Annotated in this window: 26 protein-coding genes and 1 pseudogene; 10 read left to right on the forward strand and 17 right to left on the reverse strand. The window is 64.1% G+C overall.

Features of this window, described 5'->3' with window-relative positions:
- Positions 1–354: 354 nt before the first annotated feature.
- Both KBY66_RS08860 and KBY66_RS08865 read left to right on the forward strand, forming a co-directional pair.
- Positions 355–1,083, forward strand: coding sequence for an HD domain-containing protein (locus KBY66_RS08860; RefSeq protein ID WP_255088945.1), 729 nt, complete (start codon positions 355–357; stop codon positions 1,081–1,083).
- A gap of 104 nt (positions 1,084–1,187) precedes the next feature.
- Positions 1,188–2,072, forward strand: coding sequence for a magnesium transporter (locus KBY66_RS08865; protein WP_255088946.1), 885 nt, complete (start codon positions 1,188–1,190; stop codon positions 2,070–2,072).
- Here the strand turns inward: KBY66_RS08865 and KBY66_RS08870 are convergent.
- Positions 2,026–6,285 (reverse strand): cation-translocating P-type ATPase, encoded by a 4,260-nt coding sequence (locus KBY66_RS08870; RefSeq protein WP_255088947.1) that lies wholly within the window; start codon positions 6,283–6,285, stop codon positions 2,026–2,028. The genes KBY66_RS08865 and KBY66_RS08870 overlap by 47 nt on opposite strands.
- 146 nt (positions 6,286–6,431) lie before the next feature.
- On the opposite strand from KBY66_RS08870, the gene KBY66_RS08875 reads away from it, so the two are divergent.
- Complete coding sequence (locus KBY66_RS08875; protein WP_255088948.1) at positions 6,432–6,605, forward strand: hypothetical protein; 174 nt, start codon at positions 6,432–6,434, stop codon at positions 6,603–6,605.
- Here KBY66_RS08875 and KBY66_RS08880 read toward each other — a convergent pair whose 3' ends face one another.
- Complete coding sequence (locus tag KBY66_RS08880; protein ID WP_255088949.1) at positions 6,606–7,385, reverse strand: DUF6781 family protein; 780 nt, start codon at positions 7,383–7,385, stop codon at positions 6,606–6,608. It lies immediately after the preceding gene.
- 261 nt (positions 7,386–7,646) lie between these two features.
- Positions 7,647–8,036 carry a hypothetical protein gene (locus KBY66_RS08885; RefSeq protein WP_255088950.1) on the reverse strand — a complete coding sequence of 130 codons (390 nt, stop codon included), beginning with the start codon at positions 8,034–8,036 and terminating at the stop codon, positions 7,647–7,649.
- A 148-nt stretch (positions 8,037–8,184) separates the two neighbouring features.
- Between KBY66_RS08885 and KBY66_RS08890 the strand changes: the two genes are divergently transcribed.
- The 3 genes from KBY66_RS08890 to KBY66_RS08900 all read left to right on the forward strand — a co-directional run bounded on the left by KBY66_RS08890 (position 8,185) and on the right by KBY66_RS08900 (position 9,498).
- Positions 8,185–8,505 carry an MTH1187 family thiamine-binding protein gene (locus KBY66_RS08890; RefSeq protein ID WP_255088951.1) on the forward strand — a complete coding sequence of 107 codons (321 nt, stop codon included), beginning with the start codon at positions 8,185–8,187 and terminating at the stop codon, positions 8,503–8,505.
- Between the two features lie 180 nt (positions 8,506–8,685).
- Complete coding sequence (locus KBY66_RS08895; protein ID WP_255088952.1) at positions 8,686–8,868, forward strand: metallothionein; 183 nt, start codon at positions 8,686–8,688, stop codon at positions 8,866–8,868.
- A 252-nt stretch (positions 8,869–9,120) separates the two neighbouring features.
- Complete coding sequence (locus KBY66_RS08900) at positions 9,121–9,498, forward strand: VOC family protein (protein ID WP_255088953.1); 378 nt, start codon at positions 9,121–9,123, stop codon at positions 9,496–9,498.
- On the opposite strand, the gene KBY66_RS08905 is transcribed toward KBY66_RS08900, so the two are convergent.
- The 5 genes from KBY66_RS08905 to KBY66_RS08925 all read right to left on the reverse strand — a co-directional run bounded on the left by KBY66_RS08905 (position 9,491) and on the right by KBY66_RS08925 (position 13,492).
- On the reverse strand, positions 9,491–11,770 hold the full coding sequence (locus KBY66_RS08905; protein ID WP_255088954.1) for an ATP-dependent RecD-like DNA helicase: 2,280 nt from the start codon (positions 11,768–11,770) through the stop codon (positions 9,491–9,493). The two genes, KBY66_RS08900 and KBY66_RS08905, sit on opposite strands and share 8 nt — an antisense overlap.
- A gap of 11 nt (positions 11,771–11,781) precedes the next feature.
- On the reverse strand, positions 11,782–12,006 hold the full coding sequence (locus KBY66_RS08910) for a hypothetical protein (protein WP_255088955.1): 225 nt from the start codon (positions 12,004–12,006) through the stop codon (positions 11,782–11,784).
- Between the two features lie 332 nt (positions 12,007–12,338).
- Positions 12,339–12,791, reverse strand: coding sequence for a rhodanese-like domain-containing protein (locus tag KBY66_RS08915; protein WP_255088956.1), 453 nt, complete (start codon positions 12,789–12,791; stop codon positions 12,339–12,341).
- A gap of 33 nt (positions 12,792–12,824) precedes the next feature.
- Positions 12,825–12,998 carry a hypothetical protein gene (locus tag KBY66_RS08920; protein ID WP_255088957.1) on the reverse strand — a complete coding sequence of 58 codons (174 nt, stop codon included), beginning with the start codon at positions 12,996–12,998 and terminating at the stop codon, positions 12,825–12,827.
- Positions 12,999–13,048: 50 nt separating this feature from the next.
- Entirely contained in the window at positions 13,049–13,492 is a 444-nt protein-coding gene (locus KBY66_RS08925) for a nuclear transport factor 2 family protein (protein ID WP_255088958.1), read from the reverse strand.
- A gap of 365 nt (positions 13,493–13,857) precedes the next feature.
- On the opposite strand from KBY66_RS08925, the gene KBY66_RS08930 reads away from it, so the two are divergent.
- Positions 13,858–14,550: a DUF547 domain-containing protein gene (locus KBY66_RS08930; protein WP_255088959.1), complete on the forward strand. Its 693-nt coding sequence runs from the start codon at positions 13,858–13,860 to the stop codon at positions 14,548–14,550.
- On the opposite strand, the gene KBY66_RS08935 is transcribed toward KBY66_RS08930, so the two are convergent.
- From KBY66_RS08935 to KBY66_RS15880, 3 genes are all read right to left on the reverse strand, one after another.
- Positions 14,532–15,281 (reverse strand): TIGR04283 family arsenosugar biosynthesis glycosyltransferase, encoded by a 750-nt coding sequence (locus KBY66_RS08935; protein WP_255088960.1) that lies wholly within the window; start codon positions 15,279–15,281, stop codon positions 14,532–14,534. The two genes, KBY66_RS08930 and KBY66_RS08935, sit on opposite strands and share 19 nt — an antisense overlap.
- Complete coding sequence (locus tag KBY66_RS08940) at positions 15,262–16,386, reverse strand: acyltransferase family protein (protein WP_255088961.1); 1,125 nt, start codon at positions 16,384–16,386, stop codon at positions 15,262–15,264. Before KBY66_RS08940 ends, KBY66_RS08935 begins: the two co-directional genes overlap by 20 nt.
- Positions 16,387–16,561: 175 nt before the next feature.
- A complete protein-coding gene (locus KBY66_RS15880) occupies positions 16,562–16,759 on the reverse strand; it encodes a rhodanese-like domain-containing protein (RefSeq protein WP_399225150.1) in 198 nt (65 codons plus the stop codon).
- 832 nt (positions 16,760–17,591) lie between these two features.
- Here KBY66_RS15880 and KBY66_RS08945 point away from each other — a divergent pair.
- Entirely contained in the window at positions 17,592–18,650 is a 1,059-nt protein-coding gene (locus tag KBY66_RS08945; RefSeq protein WP_255088962.1) for a fatty acid desaturase, read from the forward strand.
- Between the two features lie 939 nt (positions 18,651–19,589).
- Here KBY66_RS08945 and KBY66_RS08950 read toward each other — a convergent pair.
- From KBY66_RS08950 to KBY66_RS08970, 5 genes are all read right to left on the reverse strand, one after another.
- A complete protein-coding gene (locus KBY66_RS08950) occupies positions 19,590–20,033 on the reverse strand; it encodes a nuclear transport factor 2 family protein (RefSeq protein WP_255088963.1) in 444 nt (147 codons plus the stop codon).
- Between the two features lie 29 nt (positions 20,034–20,062).
- Positions 20,063–20,314: a hypothetical protein gene (locus tag KBY66_RS08955; RefSeq protein WP_255088964.1), complete on the reverse strand. Its 252-nt coding sequence runs from the start codon at positions 20,312–20,314 to the stop codon at positions 20,063–20,065.
- A 138-nt stretch (positions 20,315–20,452) separates the two neighbouring features.
- The gene (locus tag KBY66_RS08960) at positions 20,453–20,614 is read right to left on the reverse strand and encodes a DUF2256 domain-containing protein (RefSeq protein WP_255088965.1); all 162 of its coding nucleotides are present in this window, start codon (positions 20,612–20,614) and stop codon (positions 20,453–20,455) included.
- Positions 20,615–20,674: 60 nt separating this feature from the next.
- Complete coding sequence (locus tag KBY66_RS08965) at positions 20,675–20,881, reverse strand: DUF1651 domain-containing protein (RefSeq protein WP_255088966.1); 207 nt, start codon at positions 20,879–20,881, stop codon at positions 20,675–20,677.
- A 138-nt stretch (positions 20,882–21,019) separates the two neighbouring features.
- Positions 21,020–22,654 carry an FAD-dependent oxidoreductase gene (locus KBY66_RS08970; protein WP_255088967.1) on the reverse strand — a complete coding sequence of 545 codons (1,635 nt, stop codon included), beginning with the start codon at positions 22,652–22,654 and terminating at the stop codon, positions 21,020–21,022.
- Positions 22,655–22,746: 92 nt separating this feature from the next.
- Between KBY66_RS08970 and KBY66_RS08975 the strand changes: the two genes are divergently transcribed.
- Positions 22,747–23,418: a methyltransferase family protein gene (locus KBY66_RS08975; protein WP_255088968.1), complete on the forward strand. Its 672-nt coding sequence runs from the start codon at positions 22,747–22,749 to the stop codon at positions 23,416–23,418.
- 48 nt (positions 23,419–23,466) lie between these two features.
- On the opposite strand, the pseudogene KBY66_RS15730 reads toward KBY66_RS08975, so the two are convergent.
- Positions 23,467–24,111: pseudogene (locus KBY66_RS15730) on the reverse strand (ATP-dependent RecD-like DNA helicase); the annotation flags it as partial.
- Here KBY66_RS15730 and KBY66_RS08985 point away from each other — a divergent pair.
- Entirely contained in the window at positions 24,014–25,105 is a 1,092-nt protein-coding gene (locus tag KBY66_RS08985; RefSeq protein ID WP_255088969.1) for a DUF3616 domain-containing protein, read from the forward strand. The pseudogene KBY66_RS15730 and the gene KBY66_RS08985 overlap by 98 nt on opposite strands.
- Positions 25,106–25,334: the final 229 nt, after the last annotated feature.

Raw genomic sequence — 25,334 nt, forward strand, 5'->3', positions numbered from 1 at the left:
GCTTTTTGGCCGTGGACTGCTCGTAATCACCAAAGCCGAGCTGCTTGATGCCCATGAACCCTGTTCACGCCTGCGATCACACGGCCATTCTCGCGCAGGGTGGTGGGGTTTTCCAGAGTCTCCCTAGGCGCAGCAGCCCCTCGGCCGCATCACTGATCAGATCCAGGGACAGCGTCGGGGTCAGCAGGGCAACCACCGACTGCGCCAGATCATCCAGCGGCAGAGGGTCATCCGCCGCCTCATCGACACCTCACCCGGAAACCTGGTGGCTTGTCAGTCCATAGAAGTGTCGGAGGCGGCGCCCTGAGGGTTTTGGGCATGCTGGGAGGACCATTCCATCGAGTGCACCTGGGGATGGCTTCAGTTCTGATCACCCCCCGCTACGGCGAGGCTCTTCAGTGGGCGGCGGATCTGCATCGCGAACAGCGGCGTCACGGCAAGGACGTTCCCTACCTGTCGCACGTCATCGCCGTGAGCTCCCTGGTATGGGAAGACGGCGGCAACGAGGACCAGGCCATCGCCGGCCTCCTGCATGATGCGATCGAGGACGCAGGCCAGAGCCACGGTTCGATCGCCCATCGCTTCGGCAGCCCAGTAGCGGACATCGTGCAGGACTGCACCGACCCCGGCAAGCATGAGGCCAACGGCAATGCCGCCGCCTGGTTCCGCTGGAAGCGCCTTTACCTCGACAGCCTGGCCCGCAAACCGGAGGCCTCCCTGCTGGTGAACGCGGCGGACAAGGCGCACAACGCCTGGGATCACCTGCTCGATAGCCACCGCGATCCCACCTACTGGCAACGGGTCAGGGCGGGCCTGGAATCCTCGGCCTTGTACTTCCAGCGGCTGGAGCAGGAACTGAAGCGACGTCTGCCGGGCAGCCGCTCGGTGGAACGACTGGGCGGGGCGGTGGAAGGGATTCTCGCGTTGCCGGAATTCCTCAGCGTGCTTCCTCGCGGCGGTGATCCCATGGAGTGGGCGCTGACCTACGAACGGCGACTGGCGACCATTCACGGCGATTCTCGGCCCCACGCCTGGGAAGATGAAGGCGGAGCCTCCAGGGAAAAGCCAGCCAGGAGCGGCTGATTCGCGTGGCCCTCTCCCCGCCCTTTCCCATCCGCTCCAGGTCGGCCGGCGCCCATCTCACGGAGCGGGTTCCACGTGCGCTGGTAACCGATCAAGCAGACGGTTTGCGCACCCGTCTGGCGTGCGGGGATTTCGAAGCGGTCGAGACGCTGTACGTGCTCGACGAAGCCGGGAGGCTGCAGGGTCTCGTCGAGCTGGTGGATCTGTTGGCGGCGCCTGCGGAGACCTCGATGCTTGAGCTGATGCGGCCCGTAAGGGTCTGCGTCCATCCCCTCGACGACCAGGAAGAGGTCGCCGGGCTGGCAGTGGAGCACCAGCTGGCCGCCGTTCCGGTGGCGGACCGCGAGGGCCGCTTCCTTGGGGTGGTGCCCCCCACGGCGCTGATCACGATCCTGCGCCGGGAGCACATCGAGGATCTCAACCTCCTGGCCGGTCTGCAGCACGATCACCTGCGCTCCCTCCGAGCGATGACCGAAGCACCTGTCCAGAGAGCAAGGGAGCGGCTGCCGTGGCTGCTGGTGGGCCTGGCGGGCAGCTTCCTGGCCACCTGGGTGGTCTCCCGCTACGAGGAGACCCTCAGCCGGCATGTGATGGTGGCGTTCTTCATGCCGGCCATCGTCTATCTGGCGGATGCCATCGGCACCCAGACGGAAGCGATTGCGGTGCGCGGCTTCTCGATGAACCACGTGCCGCTGCGCCGCGCGATCGTGGGGGAGATCCAGACCGGCTTCCTGATCGGCTCGATCCTCGGCCTGCTCAGCATTCCCTTCGTGGCGATCGGATTCGGCAGCCAGCGCCTGGCCTTGGCGGTGGCGCTCTCGATCTTCGCAGCCGGCGGGATGGCCACCAGCATCGGCATCCTCCTGCCCTGGGGGCTGGAGCGGCTCGGACGGGACCCCGCCTTCGGCTCCGGGCCCGTGGCCACCATCATCCAGGACGTTCTTAGCCTGGTGATCTACTTCCTGATGGTGCAGTTTCTGGGGGTGTGACTGACTCTGCCACGGTTCTCGCCGAGGGAGTGCTGCCGCCCCGTGCAGAACGTGGCGTGGAGCCAGGAACTGCCCGCGGCGGGGTCAGCCAACGCTGCAGCCAGGGAAGCACCACACCCACCCCGGTGCCGACCGCCGTGGCCGTGCCGGCCTGTAGCAGACCCAGGGGCCCCAGGGGCCGGCAGCCGAAGGCCTGGCTGATCACGGGAGTCTGGACCGTGGCGAGCAGAGCGCCGAAGGAGCCGATGCCAGTGAGGAGGTTCAGGCCGTCCGTGCGGCGCGTGGCCATCGCCTGACCCAGCTGGGTGCCCACGAGCGCCAGCAGGCCGACGGTGTTGGCGGCCTGCCGATCGCCGGCCATCCCGGCCACGGAGCGGGCGATGCCGGCGCTGAGGGCCGTGATCGTGGCCGTGCGCAGGATGTCCTGATCCAGCGCCTTTCCCAGACTCGTCTCCGGGCCTTCCTCAAGCAGGTCCTCCGGCTTCAGATCCGCAGGGGGCCGCATGGCGATCGCCAGTGCCGGGGCGATGTCGGTGAGCAGGTTCATCAGCAGCAGCTGGCGCGTGTTCAGCGCCGGCCGCCCCTCCCCCAGCCCGGTGAACAGGGTGAAGCCGATCTCACCGAGATTGCCCCCAACCAATAGTCCCACCGCGTCCCGCACCGACCGCCACAGCGCCCGGCCCTCCAGCACCGCCCGCACGATCGTCTCGATGCGGCCGTCGGTCACCACGATGTCGGCGGCGGAACGGGCGGCTTCGGTGGCGCGCGAGCCCAGGGCGATGCCCACCTCCGCCAGGCGGATCGCGGCGGCGTCATTGGCCCCGTCGCCGGTCATGGCCACCACCCGCCCGGCCTGCCGCAGAGCCCTGACGATCTGCATCTTCTGCATCGAGGTGATCCGCGCGAAGACCGACGCCGACAGCACCGCTTCCTGCAGTTCGGCGTCGTTCATGCCCTCGAGCAACGGGCCGGTGAGCACGCTGCCGTCGGTGGGCAGATCCAGCTCCCGCGCGATGGCGGCGGCGGTGGCCGGATGATCGCCGGTGATGATCTTCGCGGCCACACCCGCCCGGCGCAGATCGGCCAGGGCCTCCCGCGCCGTCTCGCGGATGGGGTCCTCCAGCGCCACGAAGCCAACGAACTCCAGATCCCGCACGTCGATATCGGCGAGTTGGCCGCAGCAGGAGTCGGACGGCGCCCCGGCCTCGTCGAGACTCCGGGAAGCCACCGCCAGCACCCGCAGCCCCCGCTCGGCCAGATCCCTGGCCACCCCCATCAGACGCTCCCGGGCCGCACCGTCCATCAGCACCGGCCCGATGGCGGTGCGCTCCTGCACGCTGGTGGCCAGCACGATCTCCGGTGAACCCTTCACGCAGAGGAGCCGTCGACCGTCCTGGCGGCAGAGGCTGGCGTGGTATCCGCGAGACGGCTCAAACGGCAGCGAGGCCTCCGCTGGAAACTCCGCCCGGATCAAACCAGCCTTCTCGGCACCCTCAAGCAGGCCGCGATCGGTGGGATGGGCCAGCCGCTTGCCTGGTTCGGGCACCGGTGTGGCCCATAGCGCCAGACGGAGTACCAGCGTTCCCGCCGCATCCAGGTTGTCGAGGGCCATGGAACCGGTGCCATCGGACACCTCCACCAGGCGGATGTGGCCGGAGGTGAGCGTGCCGGTCTTGTCGAGGCAGATCACGTCGACGCGACCGAGGGACTCGATGGCGCGAGGATTGCGCACCAGCACCCCATCGCCCGAGAGCCGTTCGGCCGCGGCGAACTGAGCCAGGCTCGCGAGCACCGGCAGCCCTTCCGGTACGGCCGCCACCGCCAGCGCCACACCCTCGCCGAGCGCGCCGCGCGGATCCCGGCCGCGGGCAAGGGCGGAGAGCAGCACCGCCAGACCGCTCATTGTCGCGATCGGCGTGGTGATCTCGGTGAGCGATTCCAGCCGCCCCTCCACGCCACCGGCGAGGGCGGCATCCCGCACGGCCGCCAGCCCCCGCCGGGCTTCCGTGGCGTCACCCACGGCGATCACGACCGCCTCCACCTCACCGGCCACGACCGTGGTGCCCGCGTAGAGCATCGATCGCCGCTCCGCCAGGGCCAGGGCGCCGGTGGCATGCGGGTCCTTGGCGACGGGGAATGATTCGCCGGTGAGGACGGCCTCATCCACCTGCAGACCCGTCGCCGAAAGGATGCGGCAGTCGGCAGGCACCACCTCGCCGGCCTCCAGGCCGATCACGTCCCCTACCTGCAGCCCCGCGGCATCGATGCGGCACAAGTCACCGTCCCGCCGCACCCAGACGGGAGCGGCATGGCGGCACTGGAGAGCCGCGACAGCCCGCTCCACCCGCTGTCGCTGGAAGGCTCCCATCAGCGCGTTACCGGCGAGGACCGCGAGGATCAGGCCCGCATCCACCGGCGAGGCCACGAGAGCCGAGAGGGCCGCACCAGCGGTGAGCACCGGCACCAGTGGGCTGTCCAGTTCCTCCAGGACAAGCCGCATCAGATCGCTCCCCGGCGGGCCCCGCCGTTCCTGCGCCGAATCCCCTTCCGTCTCCTCCACCGTTCCGTCGCGGCCTCGACGGTCGACGCCCAGGCGCTCCAGCACCTCCTCCACCTCCATCGCGTGCCAGGGGGTGGTGTCGGCCGCCGACTCTGGTGGATGGGCCTCGATGCGACGGGCCAGGCGGACGCCGTTGGCGATGGCGATCACCGCCAGCAGGTGGGTGGCCTGGTTCACCCCCAGGGTGGTGCGGCGGTCGACCCCGTCCAGGCAGAGGGCCAGCCCCACCACCACCTCGATCAGGGAGGCCTGCACGCTCTGCGTGGCGCAGCGGCGCGCCGTCCGGCAGGCGGGCAGCAGCAGCCAGGCGGCGGTGAGCCCGGGCCCGGCGATCACATGGGCGCCCCAGGGGGGCGGCCCCTGGTCCCGCCGAAAACCCACCCCCAGATCGGCAGCAGCCAGAGCCTGCAGATCCGCGTCGGCAAAGACCATCACCCCGCGGCCCTCGGCCTGCAGAGCCCGCACGGCCGCCGTGGCGGCCTCGCCGGGGGGGCAGCGCCGATCGGCGTCGCCCGGAAGCCGCTCCTCCGGCTCCGCCACCACCACCCGCAGCAGGCCCGCCTCCCGGGCAGCCGTCAGCAGAGCCTGCCCCCAGACGGGATCGAGGAGGGCGCTCTCGATCACCACGCAGTCGATTCGATCCAGCCGCTCGAGGGCTTCCGGGTCGAGCAGCAGCGCTCCGCTCTCCGCCAGGCGGTGAGAGAGTTCGAGAGTGAAGGCCGAGCGTCCCAGCACGGCCGGCCGGGGCAGCCCCGCCAGCGCCGCCCCGGCCGAGCCCTCCAGATCCCCGCTGGCTGCCAGGCCGAAGCCGAAGGCCCCAAGCGCGAGCATCGTCGCCTTCTCGGCATAGCGCTCGATCGCCCCCTCCCTCAGGGGGCAGGGCCGTTCTCCGATCTCCGGACTGCGTTCGGGGTGATGGCCGGCCTCGGCGCTCAGCTGCACTTCCATGTCATTCCACTGGCGTCGCTGCCGCAGCCTTGCCCGCAACCGCAGGGAGTGCTCGAGAAGGGCCACCAAAGGCCCGGCCAGGCCGCGCAGTAGGGCATGATCCACCCCATCGGCAAGGGAGAGGATCAGATCCGCCACGCCGCTGCCCAGCACCCGCTCGATGGCCTCCCGCAACCCGGGCACCGATTCCACCGAGCGGAGCAGCGCCGCCAGGTCGATGCCCAGCCGCTCGCCCACTCCCGTGCCTCGGAGAGCGAGCCCCACACCGCCGCCGGCGAGCTGCGCCGCCAGGTCGACCAGGCCGCGCAGGATGGGCTCCAGGTCGGCCGGGTGCTCGCCGCAGGGGCCACCGGGCACCCCGAGTTCCTGATCCAGCAGACCGAGCCGTTCTTCCAGCTCCTCCAGATGCCGGACCAGCCTCTGCGGATCGCTCGCCGCCGCGGGGCCGTCGATGACGACGCGCCGAGCCTCGGCGTTGTAGCGGGCCCAGTTCACGTCCTCCTGCCGCTCGAACAGGGAGCGGACCGCCTCCGCGAAAAGCCCCTCCATGTCACTGCCGGGGTCCGGAGAACGGACCTGGACGTGGGTGCGCTCCGGACCGGCCCAGACGTGGCGATTGCGCTGCCGCAGGAAGGCGAACCAATCCATCAGCAGACCCTCGGCGGTGGCCTGCCGGTAGGTCTCCGACCCGTGGGGCTCTGCCATCTCCGCAGGCTAGGGCGCTGGTCCGCGGGCCATCCTCAGTCCATCGACGTGGAACACACCAACAGCTGGGAACCCCGTTCGGAGGCGATCACGCTCATCCATCGCCAGCTGCAGAGTATCGGCTCGATTGCTGCCAGTCTGTGGGAGTGGACGTGATCGCCCTCACCCGAGGCATCGGAGAGCATGACGAGGACCTGCTGAAGGAACTCCTGGAGGTCCTGGCCTGGTTATCGCTCTTCGAACTCGTGCGCATCCCAGCCGAAGTGGAAGGACTGAATCGCGCGACTGTGTCGCCGCGAAGCACGGCTCAGCTGCGGTGATCAGCTGCCCACCGGAGGCTCCTGGGCGTCAGCACCGCCCTCGCTCTGCCCCTCTCCAGGCTCCTCAACCGCCACCGGCGAGTGCGCGCCGCTCAGACGATCGGCGATCCCCTGCAGCACCCCACTGGTCAGGCCGGCCAGCAGGGCCGCTTCTTTCTGCAGCACGGACGTGGTGACCTCCACCTGATCGCTCACGGTTTCAGCGAGGGCCCGGCCCAGGCTCGTCACCCCCTCCTTCACGGCTGAGCCGACGGCCGATCCCGACACTCGCGCATGGTCCGCCACATCGACGAGCGTCGTGCGAGTGAAGCCAGCTGCGCTGGATGCCGTCTGGCTGACGGTCTCGATGAAGAGGGATTCCAGGGTGGAGAGATCATCCAGACGCCGCCGCAGCGTCTGCCGGGAGAAGGCGCCGGCATTTCCGATGGCCTCTTCCAGGGTCAGACGGGTGGCCTGGGCTGCGGCAGCCAGAGCCTCATCGAGGCCTTGCAGGGCCTCCCTCAGCGCCCGTTGCCCGTCACTGGCTCCCTGAGCTCCGCTGGAGGCTCCGGCAACCACCGCACGAACCACCTGCTGGGCAGCACCTTGATCAAGTGTCCCTTCGCTCAGGGCGCGGAGGGTGAGGCTGCGGACCTCCCGGGCGATGGCGGCCGGGTCATCGGTCAGGACGGCACGGACATCCCGCTCGAGAGTTTCGTCCATCTCATGGGTATCGGTCTGGGGGGTCTCCTCCGGCCGGAGCGATTCTTCATGGATCTGGATCTCTTCCTGGAAGGTCATGGCCGCTTGCCCGGATGCTCTGCCTTCCAGTGTGGTCACGGCATAGCCCGGGCGGGAAGTGACGCGCGACAGGCGTCACAGAGCCGGATCGCGAATGACCGATCGCCGATCACCGATCGAGAGCACCTTGGCGCGGTTCTCCTGAGCGATCCAGGTAGGCACCGCCCACGCGGCAGCGAGCAGTAGGCCAGGCAGCAACGGGCGGCAGGGCGGGTGGAACGGCTGCTCGAGCTTCTCAAGCAAAAAGTGGCGCCATAGGCGTCAGGGGAGCTGCTCCACTCCCTCCAGCGCTGTGCGCAGCTCACCGATGAACTCCTCATCCACCTCGGTGGCGCTGAGCTCCTCACCCACCAGGTCCTGGATCAGGGGGTAGAAACGCACCTCGAACCATTTGCGGAACACCGCGTAAGTGCGCTCCGCCGGCCAGGTGCCGGTGTCGCGATGCCAGTAGTCGAGCTCGGCTTCAAAGATCGCCTCGTAGACCTCCTCGAGGATTTCTTCGGCCTCCTCTTGGGTGTCGTAGTCGGGGATCAGATACAGGCAGGGCTCCCTGATCCCGGCGAAGTCGACATCGATCTCCAGCCCCCGGGCCCACTCGAGCAGTTGCCCGCTGGGGTAGATCCCCACCGCGCAGCGGTTCACCACGGCCATGGCCCACCCGGCGGTATGGCCCAAACGCTAGGCCTGGCCAACGGAGCAGGCAGGGCACTAACGGGGAAGCCGGACACCGGCTCGACCCTGAACAGAGGAGAGGCCAGGAGGATGGGAGCCTCTCCATGAAGCCCCCGGAGGCACATCGATGAAGGTGATCGTCGATCTCTGCGTCGTTCCGATTGGGGTTGGCGTCAACCTGGCCCCCTACATCGCTGCCTGCGAACGGGTGCTGCTGGACGCCGGCCTCAAGATCCAGCTGCACCCCAACGGCACCGCGATCGAGGGCGAGTGGGCGCCCGTCTTCCAAGCGATCGAGGCATGCCACACGGCCGTGCACGCCATGGACTGCCCCCGCATCTACACCGCCCTGAAGGTCAACACCCGCATCGATCGGGACCAGACGCTGGAGGACAAGGTGGCCAGTGTTGAAGCGCTGCTCCAACAGCGGCCGGATCGGGGCCATTGAGAAGGGCGCCCCGTGTCGGGCGCCCTTGGGCCGGTTGCAGGGAACTGGTTGGTCCTGCCCTGGTCGAGGCCTCTGATTCATTAATAGATCCGCTTGCCTTGCTTGTCAGTACGGCAAGCCGATCCACCAAAGCGCCCCCGGCTCCAGAGTGGGTTCAGCTGCCCTGAGCAAGGAGAGGCCATGACCACGACCCTGGAAAAACCAACTGCTCTGAAGTGCGCCTGCCCGGGGTGCAACTGCACAGTGCATCCGGAAACACCCTTCCGCAGCGGCGCTTTGCTGTTCTGCAGCGACGCCTGCGCCACGGGGCACCCCAATGGCGAGCCCTGCCACGCCGGCTGTGGCTGTGAATGCCATGGCTGAATATGTTCCACCCTCTGCGGGTCCGATTCCCCTGGAGCTGCCAGCCGGCGTGCACCAGCTCTGCCGATGTGGCCGCAGCCGCCATGGCTGGTTCTGAGATGGCGCCCACCTCGGCACCTGCTGGCTGTCGCGTGAGCTGCGGCTCGCGCACGCCAGCACGGTGATGGTCTGTGGCTGCGCTCAATCCCACCACTACCCGCTCTGCGATGGCAGCCACGCCACGCCAGCTGTCAGCAGACGCTGGTGGAAGTGGTGGGCCTGAGCGGCTCGATCGTGCTGGCTGCCGACGATCCTGCGGTCCTCGCGGCGTTCTATGCCGCCCTGCTGGAGGTCGAGGCAACACCTGGCCTGGGCCCATCCCACTGGCGGGTGCCCTGGCCCGCTGGCGGCCAGCTGGAGATCTATGTGCCCTCGCGCACGCGGCCGCAGCCGCACCAGGGCGGCCGGCTGGCCCTTTGCCTCCAGCAATCTTCTGAGGGGAGGGACGCCATGACGGTGCTGACCGCCTGGCTTGAGGTCGCTGAACACCTGGGAGCGGACCAGGCGGAACCGCCACGCCAGGAACCGTTCGGGGTGGAAGCCTGGCTGCTGGATCCGGAAGGGAACCGGCTTCTGCTGCTGGTCAGCTGAGCCATTCCGCCAGCCTGGTGTAACGCCTGCGACCCAGGTGGTTCTTCACGGCCATCGCCAACGCCTTCTTCTGTCCCACCAGCACCACCAGCTGCTTGCCGCGGGTGATGCCGGTGTACACCAGGTTGCGCTGCAGCATCGCGTAGTGCTGGGTGAGCAAAGGGATCACCACAGCGGGGTATTCGCTGCCCTGGCTCTTGTGGATCGTGCAGGCGTAGGCGGGCACCAGGTTGTCGAGTTCCCCCCAGCCGTAGGTCACCTCCCGGCCGTCAAAACGCACCGTCAGCTCACTGGCATCGGCGTCGATCGTTTCCACCGTGCCCACATCACCGTTGAACACTTCTTTCTCGTAGTCGTTGGCCACCTGCATCACCTTGTCGGCCGGAGCAAAGCGCCAGCCAAAGCGCTCCACCTGCTCAGGTGGATCGGGGTTGAGCAGTTGCTGCAGCTCGATGTTGAGCGAGCGGGAGCCGCAGCCACCGCGCGCCATCGGGCAGAGCACCTGCACCTGGGCGATCGGATCGAGGCCGAAGCGGGCCGGGATGCGTTCGCCCACCACCTTGAGGATCAGGGCCACCGCCTGCTCGGGTGTCTCGGCGGGAAGGAAATAGAAGTCGGTGGTGCCCTCAGCCGGTGGGGGCCGCAGATCGGGGATGGTGCCGGCGTTGATGGCGTGGGCGGTGGTGATGATCCGGCTGGACGCCGCCTGGCGGAACACCTCCATGAGCCGGGCCACCGGCAGGGCGCCACTGTTTATCAGATCGGCGAGCACCTGGCCGGGCCCCACCGAGGGCAGCTGGTCCACATCGCCCACCAACAGCAAGGCCGCCTCGGGTGGGAGGGCTTCCAGCAGGGAGGCCATCAGGGGCACATCCACCATCGAGGTTTCATCCACCACCAGCAGATCGCACTCCAGCGGCAGCTCGGCATTGCGCTTGAAGCCAAGGGCCGCCGGGTCGAACTCCAGCAGCCGGTGGATCGTCTTGGCTTCCAGCCCGGTGGTTTCGCCCATCCGCTTGGCGGCACGACCGGTGGGGGCGCAGAGCAGGATGCGCAGCTTCTTGGCGGCCAGGATGCGCAGGATGGCGTTGATCAAGGTGGTCTTCCCCACCCCAGGGCCGCCGGTGATCACCAGCACCTTGCTGGAGAGGGCCTGCTCCACGGCTGCCTTCTGGCTGGCGGCGAGCTCGAGAGCGAGCCGTTGCTCCACCCAGGGGATGGCAATGGCGGCCTCAATCGCTCCCCAGGGCGGGCGGCCTGCCCCCAGCGCCTGGAGGGCTGCCGCGATGCGGCGCTCATCACGGTGCAAGTTGGACAGGAAGATCGCCGGCTCACCGGCCAGGGTGTCGGCCACCACCGAGCCCTCGCTCAGCTCCAGATCCAGGGCGCTCTGGATCAGGCCGCTTTCCAGGGGCACCCGCTTGGTGGCGCCGGTCTCATCGAGTGGCCCACTCGGCCGCTCCACAGCCAGCAGCTCACCGGCCAGCTTGAGCAGCTCGGCTCTGGGCAAGCCGCAGTGGCCATCACCAGTGGCCTCCAGCAGGGCGTAGTTGATACCGGCCCGCAGACGGATCATCGCCTCTGGTTCGATGCCCAGCCGTGCGGCGATGGCATCAGCGGTGCGAAAGCCGATGCCACGGATGTCGCGGGCCAGGCGGTAAGGGTTATCGGCCATCACCTGCACGGCGTCGTTGCCGTACGTCTTGAAGATCCGCACCGCCCGGGCGGTGCCGACGCCATGGCTGTGCAGGAAGACCATGATTTCGCGCACCACTTTCTGATCCGCCCAGGCCTGGCTGATCCGCTGGCCCCGCACCGGGCCGATGCCGGGCACCTCCCGCAGGCGCTCAGGCGCCTGCTCGATCACCTCGAACACCTGATCGCCGAAGGCCGCCACGAGCTTGCTGGCGTAGATCGGGCCGATGCCGCGGATCATCCCTGAACCCAGGTACTTCTCGATGCCTTCTGCGGTGGTGGGCGCTGAGGCCTTGAGGAAGGAGGCCTTGAACTGCTGGCCGTGCTCGCGGCTGTTCACCCAGGTGCCGCTCACGGTCACCCCTTCGCCAGCACTGATCTCGGCGGCATGGCCCACCACCGTCACCAGGTCGCGGTGGCCGCGGGCCTTGATGCGCAGCACGCAGAAGCCGTTCTCGGCGTTGTGGAAGGTGACGCGCTCGATCGAGCCCGCCAGCACTTCGGTGGGCTGCGGGCTGGCCTGGGCCTGATCGGACGGGGACGGGCGTGCCAGGGCGGGAGTGGCCTGTGGGCTCACCTTTGCAGGGTTCAGCCTTGCGGGTGGCGAAGGGTGCGCCAGCCGCCGCTCTCGGTGCTCACCTCAAGGCCATGGCCAATCTGCGCGTCTGGATCGTCAGCGGGCTGCTGCTGCTGCCACCAGCGGGTGGCGAACGACCAGGCCTCCTCGATCGAATCGAAGTGCTCATCGAGCTCAAGGTGGGGCTGGCCGTGCTGATCCACCAAGCGGTAACGCCGTGGCTGGCTGCTGCGCATCGGGAAGAGGTGGTCATCGGTTCTGAGCTCAGCTTGGTGGGAATCAATCGGTTTGGGACGTGCTGGCCATCGTCCAGGTGCCATCGCAACTGTCGCCATTCACAAGCAGCGCTTCGGGGGTCGGTGGATCAAGAGAACGCACCCCCTCCAGCGTGCATCCCAGTTCGCCAGCCTCGTTCAGGGTGGGAATGGGGATCCAAAGCGGCGCCAGGTGAGCGCCCGTCATTGATGGGCTGCCACGGTGAGGCACAACCACATGGAGTCTCCCCCCGCAGAACAGGCCAATCGGAGGATCCGGTGGACAAGAGAAAAGCGCTCGGCAGCGGCGCTTTTCATCGGTTGCGATTCAGGAGCAGACCCCAGAAGCGATTGAACGGATGCACCCGCTTGGTGGCTTGATCCCCATGCACCAGCTGATGCCCATGATTCACCCATTCAAACAGCCCTCCCTCAAGATTCACGGCCCTCCGGAAGCCCAGCTGCTGTAGCCGGTTCACCACGGCCGCGCTGCGCAACCCCACCGAGCAGCAAACCACGATTGGCTTCTCCAGGCTTGCTTCGCCCAGCGAGCCGAGGCCCGGGATTTTTCCCCCATCCGCGATACGTACAGCGCCGGGGAGGCCGCTCACGTGGCATTCGGCAGCCGTGCGGGCGTCAAGAATCAACCAGTCTCCGCTCTGCTGAATCGCAAGTGCTCGTTGCAGGTCGGCAGGGCAAATAGAGGGTGCATTAGGATAACGCACATGAATCCAAAACTTAAGCCAAAACCACACTAAATTGGTCATGAGCGAATGGTTCTGGCGTCCGGTAAAACCCGATCACCACGAAGCGGTGCTGAACAGAACTTGCAGCAGCGCAAATCCTGCCAGACAGGTGGCGGCAAGCAATGGAATGGTATGAAACATCGTCGAAACATCCTGGATCTTCATTGCCTGATAGTGCTTGATTATCCCTAATGATGACAGGCTCGGTGTGGAGAACGACAGACACATTCAGAGATGAAGTTATGTTGCCGATGGTGTGATGTGCCCTGCCCCTGCTTTCAGGACACGAACCGCCGGTACAGCCAGCGCACGAAGCCACCCACCACCGGTACCGGCGCGAAGGTGGGTCCGACGAAATCGAAGTAGTCGCGATGGTCCACGATCGTTCCGTCGGCACCGATGCTCAGGCGGGTGGTGCCGGGATAGACGAACTCGATCCCCTTGATCTTCAGGCCCATCGTCCACTCCACGAAGGCCGTCTCACCGCTAAGGGCCACGGCACCGGGCGCAAGGAAAACATCCTCACAGCGGTGCATCAGTCCCTCCTGGGCAGCGATGTAGGCCTCAATGCCTTGCTTCTCCTGGGTTGGGTCCTGAAAATGGACCTTGGCGTCGTAGACGGCCCGCCACTGCTCCGCGCTGGGCGCCGCAGCGCCATAGGGCTTGGTGAACAGGGCCTTTAGCGTCTCCTCGGTAAGCGGCGGCGTGAGGACTGCGTTCATGGCGGCTCCGTGGTCTGGCGGGCAAGGGGAAAGCAAAAGGCTGGCAGCTCTGGAGCCAGGATGCGCGGCCATCCAGCCGGATTGATCCGTCGGAAGCGTTCCTGGTCAGGCCAGCCCCGCCAGCAGCGGCAGACCGATCGGCACCACCCCCAGGCTACCGGCGTCGGTCTCGACGTCGGGGTGGCTCACCTCCATCCCCCAGCAGCTTGATCCCTGTCCTGGGATATGTCTGATCTTCGATGGCACCCTTGGTTTTGACGCGCACCAGGCAGGTGCCGCGGGAGTGGCTGACGCCACACCTTTTCAACGGTGCCGGCCCCAGGCACGTCCCACAACCCAATCCACTCGAGCACCCCTCCCTGCCCATGAACGACCTCCCCACCTGGGATCATCTCCTCCACCAACATGTGGACCGGGTCGGCCGGGTGGATTACCAAGCCTGGATCACCCACCACCCCCAGACCCTCGCCCGCTGGCTGGCCGAGCAATCTGCCGCGACCCACGGCCGCGAGGATCACCTTGCCCACTGGATCAACCTCTACAACGCCTTCACCATCCAGGCGGTGCTCTCGGCCTATCCCATCATCTCGATCCGCCCCACCCTGCTGGGCCTACCGAACTGGATCGCTTTCCTGCGCTTCTTCCAGCGGCGCGTGCATCGCCTCGGCCCTGAGCGTTTAAGTCTGGAGCAGATTGAGAACAGAATGCTGCGGCAGATCACGGGTGATCCCCGAATTCACTTTGCGATCGTCTGCGCCTCAGTGGGTTGTCCGCTGCTGCGCCACGAGGCCTACACGCCGGAGCGGGTGGAAGCGCAACTGGAAGAGGATGCGAGCCGCTTCATCAACAACCCCGCCAAGGTGCGCTTCGAGCCTGAAGAGGGCGTTCTGTACACCAGCAAGATTTTCCAGTGGTACAGGGCTGATTTCATGGCGGTGGCGCCGTCGCTGCCCGCCTACATCCTTCCCCGCCTGCGCGGCGTTGCGGCCCCGCTTCATGAACCCAGGATCGCGTTTCTTCCCTACGACTGGAGCCTGAATCAGCGGATGTCCTCGTAGAAGCGCTTCAGGCGCGCCGGAGGCAGGCCCAGGCCCCAGAGCACGCCGATTGAGAGATAGATCGCGGCCGCCTTGCAAGCTCCCCAGCGCTGCACCCGCCGGTCGGAACTGATCACCACCCGGTTGATCAGCCGGATGCGGCCGTGCTTCACCAGCCGCAGGCAGAGATCGCCATCCTCCAGGATCGGCAGAGCTTCATTGAAGCCACCGGCCTCCCAGAAGGTCTGCCGGCGGCAGATCATCACCTGATCACCGAACAACAGGCGCAGCCCGCGCCAGTAGAGGTGGGGGCGAAACAGCAGGGGCGCCAGATGGGTCTTGAGCAGGTTCAGGGCCGAAATCCCCCAACGGGTTGTGTCGCCATTGCCCATCAGGGAAATGAAGCCAGCGCAGGAAATCGAGGAATCTGCCAATGTGCGCTGAGCAACACTGGTCAGATCGTCGGGAATCAGGGTATCCGCATGCAGGAAACAAAGTAGATCTCCCGTGGCGGCTCTGGCCCCATCGTTCATCTGCAGAGCACGGCCCGCCTCCTCGCTCCGGAGTATCACCACCCCAGCATCATTTGCAATCTGCACGGTGTGGTCTCTGCTGCCACCATCGACCACCAGCACCTCCCAAGCAGGAGGATGCAGAGCTTTAACGTGCCGCAGGGTGCGCGCCAGGGCGGTGCCTTCATTCAGGGTGGGAATGATGATCGAAAACGTGCCATCAGTGCCATTCTCGGACAACCTCAGCGCCGCGTATCAGGCCCTCGTGGAGGCCCACACTGAACAGTAGAGAAAGAAGACTGATCAGCACAAACTTTGCCGCAATGTCCAAAGAAAGAGGAACCACAAAGAATGCAATGATCACAATCAGGGGTTGGTGGAACAGGTAGACGGAGAAGGCCACCCGGTTGCCATAGCTCAGGATGGGGTGGCTGAAGGTGCGATAGGGCCGTGCCAGAGCAAGCAGGGCCAACACCCAGCACCAGCTGTTCAACCCTCGAAAGCCCTGGTAGACCATGTAAGGGGCTGAGTAGGCTCGCCCCGGAACCATTTTCGTGATGCTGAGAACAATCAGCAGCGCCATTGCCAGTCCTGCCGTGACACTGAGGAGCCACCTGTGCTCATCCAGAGCCGACCACAGTCTGGTGTCGTGGCAGAAGAGATAGCCATAGCAAAAGTACAACAGATACAGCAGTAGATTGGCCCAATCGTCGTAGAGGTTCTGGAAGCCGATCCAGTGTGGACGCAACACGGCTTCAACGGCCATCAACGGCACGGCCAGAACAATCAGTGATCCCAGGCCATGGGTCTCTAAAGGGAGCGGGGAGCCATCGGTCGACATGCTTTCACCGCTGAGCTGCAGCATGACAGGAAGGCATACGAACGAGATCACAAGTAAATACGCCAGGAACCAGAGATGTCCCCATTCAAAATGACCGTATGGCCGAATTCCGTCAAAGAACTTGGGGTAGAACCTCAGGAAGGAGCTGTTCTCTCCGCCAATTTGTAGCTCGTGGAGATACACCTGAGGTGGAACGAGTACCAGGATTCCAATCAGCAGAGGCAGCAGAAGACGCCGAAGGCGTTGACGCACATACTCACCCTGAGAACGTGTCTGCAGGGAATACCAACTAGCGGCGCCGGCCAGAAAGAAGAACAATGGCATATGCCACTGATGCACGAACTGGATGAAGATGCTCAAGCCAACACTGCTTTCCGCATTGAGGACATAGAAACTGCCCAGTTCACCCTCGTAGAAGACAGCGGCCGAGTGAAAGGTGATTAGCAAAGCAACGGCCATCAAGCGCAGCAAATCCAGATCATGGGAACGGACCAGATGGGTCATGGGCTCCTCCCGCTTTCCCCTCTACAGCTCTTTTCTGTCAAGAGCCTTCCTCAGACGCGAGTGTTTAGGGGAACCATAAGGGTGGGTTCTTCCTGCCTCATTCTGGTTCCCCCGTCTCAAAAACACTGGAAGAGGCCACCGTTCAGGTTGATGACCTGCAAGACCTCTGCGAGTCTTAGTTCATGAACCGTGCAGCGCTACGCACTCCATCCGAGCAGCAGACGACGATCGGCCTGTCCCTTGGCAGGGTCGTGATCAGTTCCAGGTCCGCAACCTGATCGGTCTGCCTCGATCGGCATTGCCAGCTCAGATGACTGAATGCAAATTCCACCGGTGTCCGCGCATCGAGAATCAGCAAATCGACACCCCCCATCTTTGACGAGGATCCACGCGATCTGCTCGCCTCCGATGGATGTCATGTCTGGAAAGCGCCTCCGAATCCATCGCTTCAGGAAAAAGAAGAACGTGCTTAGCGGGCCCTAACCTTGCTAATCATCGCTGAATCGGGACCTACCAGGAACGATAACTCCCCTGCTACCGGTCAGGGGGCCATGGGCAAAGTAGCTGGTTCGGCATCGATTTCTGTAAGTGGTGGATTGGTCCACACGGCTTCCGGCTGACGCCCGCAGCGGGTCGATCCTGTCCAGCAGCGTTGATGACGCCGACAAGATCTGCAGTGATGTTCGGATCCTCGTGTTCAGCCCCATCCCAGGCCACTGCCATGGGGGTCCAGACGGCGATCACAAGTCGAGGTCTAGCTCCACGCCCCGATGCCCAGGAGGCCTGGTGGCGTTTCTGGAGGTCCTTCTGCTCGGGCATTAAAGCCATTTTAGCAACCCTAGGCGACATGCCCTCAGACCGCCACGCTGTAAGGACGCATCGATCGATTCCATCAGGCCCTCTGGTGGTTGAAGGGGTCGGGATGGCGGGGCGACATCGGTCCGGCAGTGGAGGCCACCGACGGCGAGGTGATCCGCTCAACCCATCAGTACTGGGGCCCGATCCAGATCGAATGCCCTGCCCACTCACGGACGGGGGGCGACGGCGGTTAGGTTTCTGGTCAGCCAATGAATTGACTAAGGAGCGAATTGGGTGGTTTCGATTCATCTATGACTTCAGCTCCATCTCTTTCCCTGGCAGAGCAATCAGTCTCCGCCCCGTTGTCAACTCTCCCGCTCCATCCCTGGCCGACCAAGCAGCAACTTTTGGCTGCTCTGCCCGCGGACAGCACCGAAAAGAGTATCCCGAAGGCCTGGGCAAGCCTGGCTTTCTCATTGCTCACCACCCTGCCGGTCTACGCCCTGGGTTGCATCCTCCCGCTCCAGTGGAGTGTTGCGCCGCTCTGGCTGGTCTATGCCGTGGTGGCCGGAACCCTGGCCGGAGGGTGTTGGGTGATCGCCCACGAGTGCGGGCACCATGCCTTCCACCCCAACCCAGCTGTGGAGAACGGCGTTGGGCTTGTTCTCCACAGCCTGCTTCTGGTTCCGTATTTCTCCTGGCAGCGCAGCCATGCTGTTCACCACGCCCATTGCAATCACCTCGAAGCCGGTGAAACCCATGTGCCTGCATTGGGACAATCAGTATGGGGGGAGCTCACCCGTCAACTCAAGCGGAACCTTGGTGATTCGGCCTATGGAGTCGTTTCTATTTCCATCCATCTGCTGGTGGGTTGGCCTCTCTATCTGCTCTTCGGAATCACCGGCGGCCCTGCGCAGGGCTTCCCTACCTCACACTTCATCGACTCCGCTCCATTCAACGACGGGGAACGGGAGCTGTTCCCGGGCAAGTGGAAAGGTCTGATGCGAATCTCCAACATTGGCTTGGGCCTGGTCCTGGTTTTGCTAGTGGTCTGGGCGACGCAAACCTCAGCGATGCGTGTGCTCTGCGTCTACGGCCTGCCCTACCTGATCATCAACGCCTGGCTGGTTTGCTACACCTGGCTGCAGCACACGGACACGACGATTCCTCACTTCTCCGGGGATGATTGGGACTGGGCCAAGGGGGCCCTGCAGACCGTGGATCGTCCCTACGGCCCGCTCCTGAACCTGTTACATCACGGCATCGGCTCCACCCATGTGGTGCATCACCTCAATCCCCGCATCCCCCACTACAAGGCCTGGGAAGCCACCGAACAGATCCGCCAGGCTTTCCCAAACCATGTCAGACGCGATCCCACCACGATCCATCAGGCGCTGTGGCGAATCGGTCGGCATTGCAGCACGGTCAGCCGAGCCGATCACGATGGCGGCTTTTACTACAGTTGAAGGCTTGGCAGCTCAGCCGGCCTGGAAATCAAACCCCTTCGAGCCAGTCGGAGCGGCCGTCGAGGGTCAACGGGTCCATCCTGTCCTTGCCGGGCAGCGGGCAGCGACATGGCGGTGATGGCGGTGAGTAATGGACTCGGCGGTACCCAAGGCTCATCAGAAGTCAACCGGAGCTCCGTAGGCGAAAGCTTCTTCAAGAGCAGCAACCGTCTACCTGGCCGAAGGCCAGCCTGGCGGAGCCACCAGGTCGAGTCCGTCGGCGGCTTGGCGATGTGGTGGGTCCCCAGCAGACGCATCCACCACGACGGGAAGCGGATCCCGCGGCTCATGCGGCAATCGGGCAGAGCCTTGACGAAACTGATCAGATCAGTTGCGGCAGCCGAGGTCTGTGAAGAGGCGAAGCTAATGGAGAGGAGCGGTTCCTGGGCACCAGAGCGGAGCTGGCAGCGCCGCTTCACAACGATTGGGACACAGTTCGAATGGCCCCTGGCCCATGCAACTGCTGATGCCCATGATCACGCCATTCAAACAGCCATCCCTTGAGATTCACGATCCTCCGGAAGCCCCGGCCCGGCTTCAGGAGACAGTTGACCGCCGGTCGTCAGGGTAACTGGAGGGTGGTCCATCGGGATGCGCAAGCGAATTCACTGCTTGAGCCAAAACCACACCAGATTGGTCATCAGCCAATGGTTCTGGCCCCTAGTCAAGGCCGATCACCACGAAGCGGTGCTGAACAGCAGTTGCAGCACAACGAATCCCACCAGACAGGTGGCGGCCAGCAACGGAATGGTGCTAAGCACGATGGAGTCGACTTGACTCTCCGGTCTACTCGCTCTGCCTTTCTCATCCCTGCCGATTGGAGGCTAAGTATAGAAAATATTATACACATTTCCAGATGAAGTTGTGTTGCCGATGGTGTGATGTGCCCTGCCCCTGCTTTCAGGACACGAACCGCCGGTACAGCCAGCGCACGAAGCCACCCATCACAGGCAACGGCGCGAAGGTGGGGCCGACGAAATCGAAGTAGTCGCGATGGTCCACGATCGTTCCGTCGGCACCGATGCGCAGGCGCGTGGTGCCGGGATAGACGAACTCGATCCCCTTGATCTTCAGGCCCATGGTCCACTCCACGAAAGCCGTCGAGCCGCTGAGTGCCACGGCGCCGGGCTCAAGGAAAACGTCATCGCAGCGTTTCATCAATCCCTCCTGGGCAGCGATGTAGGCCTCGATGCCGCGCTTCTCCTGGGTGGGGTCCTGGAAATGGACCGCATCGTCGTAGACGGCCCGCCACTGCTCCGCCGTGGGCGCCGGAGCGCCATAGGGCTTGGTGAACAGGGCCCTGAGCGGCTCCTCGGTGAGCGGCGGCTTGAGAACAGCGTGCATGGCGGGCGATCCCATCAGACCCCGATGGCCTACCTGCGCTGGTAGGCGTAGGCCGCACCGCCAAGACCTGCCAGCCCCAGGGCTCCTGCGGCGGCCAGGAACAGCAACATCTGGAGAGCCAGCAGGAATAAGCCCAGGGCCGAGGCGAGCTTGATCTGGATCCTGGCTTTGATCAGCAGGGTGATGAGCAACAGAACCGTGGCCTTCAGCCCCAGCAGGCTGGCTGCGGTGAGCGGAAAGGGGGCGTGGGAAGCAGCACGGTTCCAATCCAGTGCTCCCATGCTGGTGAGGTTGGAGGCACAGCGGGACGCTGCAGGGTTACTCCGCCGGCTTCTCGGCGAGCACCGTAAAGAACGAATCCCCCTTGCCGCCCAGCGAGCCCATCGGTCCTCCTCGCTCAGCACGGCGACAGCCATGGCTTACTCCGCCCCAATGGGCTTAGCAACGCTGGAACGGCGGCGGCGGCACCGCTCCGAGCAGTACCGCACCTCCTCCCAGACGTCCTTCCATTTTTTGCGCCATTGAAACGGGCGACCACAGACCGGGCAGACCTTGGTGGGGCGCTCTGGCTGATCGGCCATCGGCGATTCAGGGATTGACAGGCTGCTGGGGCAAGCCTGCTTCAAGGGGCCACGGCATACTCACCACTTCGGGCTGCAGGGCGCCCAGCCCGTCCTGCGCTTCTCAGCCCAGGGCTTGAGGGCTTCCGTTCGTCTCAAATCCTGCCTGCGCTTCAGCAAAGGGATCTCCTGATCGGGCAGTAGCTCAGAGGTGATGACCTCGGCCTTTGGTTCTGTCAAGCGCCATCGGGAATGAGTGCTGGACCAGTTTTCGCTGTCGCCTGACATCCTGAATGAAGACTACGGGCACTTCTGCCCTGACACTTGAGGACATGGAATCAGAGGAGTGGGTGATGATGCGATCAGTCCAGCGAGCGTTATGAGGCATCCACATTCCATGGCTACTTTTAAAAGATAACTTGATTGCTATGAGTCAAACCAAGGAAGTGTCAGGCCAAAGGCATCGATTTGATCCATTACGATTTTGTTGAGAACACGGCCTAGAACTACTTGTGGTTCATCAGCACGAATTGGGACGACCGAATGTTGGATGGTCTTCGATTGATTCGACCCGTTGACGATTTTGCGCCTGATCAGGGAGTTTCCTGCCTCCAGTCCACAAACATAGGCTCTTTCCTGACAAAGACCTTTGGCACCATGCTCTTTGTCGCCCATCCGCACCCAGTCACCAGCGCAGACGATCGTCTCTACTGAGGTTTCCAAGGGTGGGCGCTTCCTAAAACTGCCGGGAGAGAAGTGAGACACAGAATCTGGATAACGCCGTACCTCGTAATCAACTACCTTCGCGTTCCTAAATTCAGGGTGAGCAATTGGAAGCAAGTCATGCATAAGTCGATCAATAATCTCTTGATCATTCATCACTGCGATGTCAGATGCGTTGTAGAAGTCACTTGCAATCACGGAACCCTGCGGCTGGTCATGACCCCATAGCGCCCGCTCCGATTCTTTTTGCAGTTGGTCCAGCATGAAAAAGGTGCCTCCAGCGCCCTTCAGCGATTCGAAGCGAGAGAAAACATTGGCTGGGTAAGCGATTGGAACATAGCGATCCAGCCACAGACGTGTTGAAACGACATCGATCGAACCGAGAGAAGCAGCGGCAACAAGCTCTGGCGCTGCTTTGCTGCATTCTGGCGATTGAGACATCAGGGATTTAAGTCCTTTAGCACCCACCGCTAAAACCAAAGCATCGACGTCATCAATCACCTTGACTTCTTTTGTTTTTGCACTTTGAATTTCAACCGAGCTTATGCGTTGCGTCTCAGATGAAACATTCAACCGTGTCACGAAGGTTCCCCCAAGGACGCGCAGATGATGGCGAGACATCAGCCTTCGACCGAGAGGCTCAAACAGTTGTTCGGCAATGCTTTTTGAATTAATCCAACGAACATCAAACGAGTCTTGATGTGCCAGGGCATAGTAATAGAGGAGCTCCATGGTGACAGCGGCCGAAACTTCTTCGGGAGGCTTGAACAAGCCAACCAGCAAGATCGGTCGCAAGAACTCATTAATTAGTCGATCGCTGATGCCAAGCTTTATAAACAGTGATTGTGCACTAAGATTGTCGTATTTCTGGAAAACCTTGTCGCTGCGATAGAGGTCCAGCATGGCATAGAGAAGTCCTGCGATGCTGAGTCGATCTTGAATGGGAAGTCGCTTGAAGTTTGTGATTGTTGCAATCACTTGGCCTAGGGGGCTTGGCCATTGGGGTGATTCTCCAAAAACAGGAGCTGTCGCTTCCAGTCCATCGGGTGACCAAAAAGCACTGGTTGCGAAGTCAGTGAAAATATTGCCAATTTCGAGCTCTTCTGTGAGGGCATTGATGTTGGGATAGTCCTTCCAAAAGCCCCTGGTTCCAGCCTCAAAGGGTTTACCGCTTTTGGTTGTGATTGGTTGACTGCCGGTTGGATCGAGCATCCCATCGATCAAGGTCACGTCAACGCCGGCTTCGCAGAGTGACTTTGCGGCACCCCAGCCAGCCCATCCGCCTCCGATGACGACCACATGAGATTGTTTTCTGTCGGGCATGGTGTCGTCTGGCATGGCTTGTTCTAGCTGGCAGCGGCGGTGTGAGCGGTTTTGGCGGTCGCGACGCCCGCCAGGGTCGATAGGGTGCCGTCAGCGAGGGTGCGCGGATGGCTGAATCAGCACGGGACGAGGGCCAGGCCCCGCCGGCGGGCTGGAGCCAACTCACGGCGATCAACACCGCCAAAATGCTCACGATCGTGCTGCTGCTGGTGCTGGCGGCCGTGGTCGGGGTGAAGGACATGCGCCAGGTGGTCTATCTCAGCCTGCACATCAGCTACTGCCTCTGGTGGCTGCTGGAGCAGTGGCTGTTTCCCGAGCGGGCTCGCCAGCTGTTCAGCGAGCGTGTGGGGGTGGTGGGGTTTGGCTTCGCCCTGCTGTTCATCGGGGTGCTCTACAGCCTGCCGGGGCTGCTGGCCTTTCTCAATCCCGTGCCGATCTCCCAGGCCGCCGTGGCCGTTGCGCTGGGGCTGTTCAGCTTCGGCAGTCTGATCAACGCCAGCGCCGATGCACAGAAAACCACCGCCAAAGCGATGGGTGCTGGCCTGGTGAGCGACGGCATCTGGCGGCGCGTGCGCCATGTGAACTACCTCGGCGATCTGCTGCGCTACTTGAGCTTCGCGGTGGTGGCCGGCAACGGCTGGGCCTACCTGGTGCCGGCTCTGGTGCTGCTGATCTATCTGCAGCGCATTGGCCAGAAGGAAGTGCAGATGGCAGCGAAGTACCCGGAGTTCAGCGCCTGGCAGCAGCGCAGCGCGCGGCTGGTGCCAGGCCTCTGGTGAGGCCCACGCAGTCGGCATCACCCGCCGCAAGCAGCTGGTGATGCCGGTGTACACCAGATTGCGCTGCAGCATGGCGTTGTGCTGGGTGAGCAAAGAGATCACCACGGCGGGATATTCGCTGCCCTGGCTCTTGTGGATCGTGCAGGCGTAGGCGGGCATCAGGTTGTTGAGTTCCCCCCAGCCGTTGGTCACCTCGCGGCCGTCAAAGCCCCCGGCTTCCCCGTAGGGGTAACGCACCGTCAGTTCGCTGGCATCGGCGTCGATCGTTTCCACCGTGCCCACATCACCGTTGAACACTTCTTTCTCGTAGTCGTTGGCCACCGGCATCACCTTGTCGGCCGGCGCGAACCGCCACCCGAAACGCTCCACCTGCTCGGTGGGGTCGGGGTTGAGCATTTGCTGCAGCTCGATGTTGAGCCACCTTGACCTGCAACCACCACGCGCCATCGGGCAGAGCACCTGCACCTGGGCGATCGGATCGAGGCCAAAGCGGGCAGGGCTGCCCCGATGACGCAGTGGACGGATAGGGAAGGGCGCAGCCGTTGACGCCCCCCAATGCCCCGCTACCACAGGGAACACCCTGCCCGCCCTCCAAGTGCCCTTTCCCGAAGCCGACCTTCCCCTGGCCACACCGACCCAGCAGCGCATCCTCGAGCTGGGCCCCTCACGCGACAAGGATGCCGAGGATCTCATGCAAAATCTCTCCGCCCTGGCCGCTCACGACAGGCTTCTCTGGCTGGGGGGTGATGAGGGCCGCAGCCTCTACCGGCTGCAACGCCTTGGCGAACACCGCTATGGCGACCTCCGCCAAGTGAAGCTCAAGGACTTCGGCCTGGCCGGCGGCAAGGACGACGGCGAATCGGATATCGAGGGCCTGGCGCTCGACGGTGATCGGCTCTGGCTGGTGGGCTCCCACAGCCGCCGGCGCCGCAAGCACGACGACGACGAGGGAGAACCCCTTAGCCTCCTTGAAAAGGGAAAGCAAAGCCGCAACGCCCACGTGCTGGGCTGCCTGCGGCTGGACGGTGAGGGGCTGCCAGTGGCCGGCCAGCGGTTGGCCTTCGATGCAGCGGCTGGCCGCGATGCCCTCACCCAGTTCCTGGCGGCCGACCCGCTGATCGCCCCCTTTCTGAAGATCCCCAGCAAGGAGAACGGCCTCGACATCGAGGGCATCGCCGCCCGCGGTGAGCGGGTGCTGGTGGGGCTGCGAGGACCGGTGTTGCGGGGCATCGCCCTGGTGCTCGATCTGCACCTGGGCGGCCTCGAGGGGGACGGCCGCTCCACCCTCACCCTTGCTGGCCAGCGCTTCCGCTATCTGCAGCTCTATGGCCTGGCCGTGCGTGATCTGGCCGTGGTTCGCGGCAGCGACGATGTCCTCGTGCTGGCCGGCCCGACGATGACACAGGCGGGCCCCTGTTACCTCTACCGCTGGCGCAACGCCCTCCACCCACTCGAGACAAATCACGCCGACGGCATCACAGTGGAGGAACCGGAGCCGCTGCTGTGGATCCGTGATGGCCGCCCCGGCCGACCAACAGAGGGAAGCGACAAGCCGGAAGGCCTTGAGGTGCAACTCAGTGAGTGCCGTCTACTTGCCTGGGTGGCCTATGACGACCCCACCGTGGCACGACGGAGGGGCCAGGAAGGAGCCCGAACCCGGTTGGATGCATTTTTGGTGCCGGAGTGATTCCTGCGTCGTCGTTGTTCATGAGCAGATTGAGCCGGCCATCGTTCTGTTGCTCGATCTGCGCAAAGAGCCCTTGCACCTGCTTGTTGTCGGTGTGATCCACATGGACGGAAAAGCCGCACCCAGCTGCCTCTTCGACGGCAGAGAAAGTGCCCGCAGGATTATTCAGACCTGATCGGTACTCCCATTCTCCGTCGGCAAGGCTTTACGGGCGTGCTCTTCTGCTGGC

The organism is Synechococcus sp. Tobar12-5m-g, from assembly GCF_024345415.1.
GTDB lineage: Bacteria > Cyanobacteriota > Cyanobacteriia > PCC-6307 > Cyanobiaceae > Regnicoccus.

Excerpts from the sequence above, each read along its gene's own strand:
- KBY66_RS15880 (WP_399225150.1), bottom strand. The coding sequence starts at position 16,759 with ATGGGGGGTGTCGATTTGCTGATTCTCGATGCGCGGACACCGGTGGAA.
- KBY66_RS08885 (WP_255088950.1), bottom strand. The coding sequence starts at position 8,036 with ATGGCCGTGGTGAACCGCTGCGCGGTGGGGATCTACCCCAGCGGGCAA.
- KBY66_RS08920 (WP_255088957.1), bottom strand. The coding sequence starts at position 12,998 with ATGTGTCTGTCGTTCTCCACACCGAGCCTGTCATCATTAGGGATAATC.
- KBY66_RS08895 (WP_255088952.1), top strand. The coding sequence starts at position 8,686 with ATGACCACGACCCTGGAAAAACCAACTGCTCTGAAGTGCGCCTGCCCG.
- KBY66_RS08925 (WP_255088958.1), bottom strand. The coding sequence starts at position 13,492 with ATGAACGCAGTCCTCACGCCGCCGCTTACCGAGGAGACGCTAAAGGCC.
- KBY66_RS08975 (WP_255088968.1), top strand. The coding sequence starts at position 22,747 with ATGGCTGAATCAGCACGGGACGAGGGCCAGGCCCCGCCGGCGGGCTGG.
- KBY66_RS08930 (WP_255088959.1), top strand. The coding sequence starts at position 13,858 with ATGAACGACCTCCCCACCTGGGATCATCTCCTCCACCAACATGTGGAC.
- KBY66_RS08860 (WP_255088945.1), top strand. The coding sequence starts at position 355 with ATGGCTTCAGTTCTGATCACCCCCCGCTACGGCGAGGCTCTTCAGTGG.
- KBY66_RS08910 (WP_255088955.1), bottom strand. The coding sequence starts at position 12,006 with ATGCGCAGCAGCCAGCCACGGCGTTACCGCTTGGTGGATCAGCACGGC.
- KBY66_RS08970 (WP_255088967.1), bottom strand. The coding sequence starts at position 22,654 with ATGCCAGACGACACCATGCCCGACAGAAAACAATCTCATGTGGTCGTC.
- KBY66_RS08960 (WP_255088965.1), bottom strand. The coding sequence starts at position 20,614 with ATGGCCGATCAGCCAGAGCGCCCCACCAAGGTCTGCCCGGTCTGTGGT.
- KBY66_RS08940 (WP_255088961.1), bottom strand. The coding sequence starts at position 16,386 with ATGACCCATCTGGTCCGTTCCCATGATCTGGATTTGCTGCGCTTGATG.
- KBY66_RS08950 (WP_255088963.1), bottom strand. The coding sequence starts at position 20,033 with ATGCACGCTGTTCTCAAGCCGCCGCTCACCGAGGAGCCGCTCAGGGCC.
- KBY66_RS08915 (WP_255088956.1), bottom strand. The coding sequence starts at position 12,791 with ATGACCAATTTAGTGTGGTTTTGGCTTAAGTTTTGGATTCATGTGCGT.
- KBY66_RS08890 (WP_255088951.1), top strand. The coding sequence starts at position 8,185 with ATGAAGGTGATCGTCGATCTCTGCGTCGTTCCGATTGGGGTTGGCGTC.
- KBY66_RS08955 (WP_255088964.1), bottom strand. The coding sequence starts at position 20,314 with ATGGGAGCACTGGATTGGAACCGTGCTGCTTCCCACGCCCCCTTTCCG.
- KBY66_RS08870 (WP_255088947.1), bottom strand. The coding sequence starts at position 6,285 with ATGGCAGAGCCCCACGGGTCGGAGACCTACCGGCAGGCCACCGCCGAG.
- KBY66_RS08880 (WP_255088949.1), bottom strand. The coding sequence starts at position 7,385 with ATGACCTTCCAGGAAGAGATCCAGATCCATGAAGAATCGCTCCGGCCG.
- KBY66_RS08965 (WP_255088966.1), bottom strand. The coding sequence starts at position 20,881 with ATGTCAGGCGACAGCGAAAACTGGTCCAGCACTCATTCCCGATGGCGC.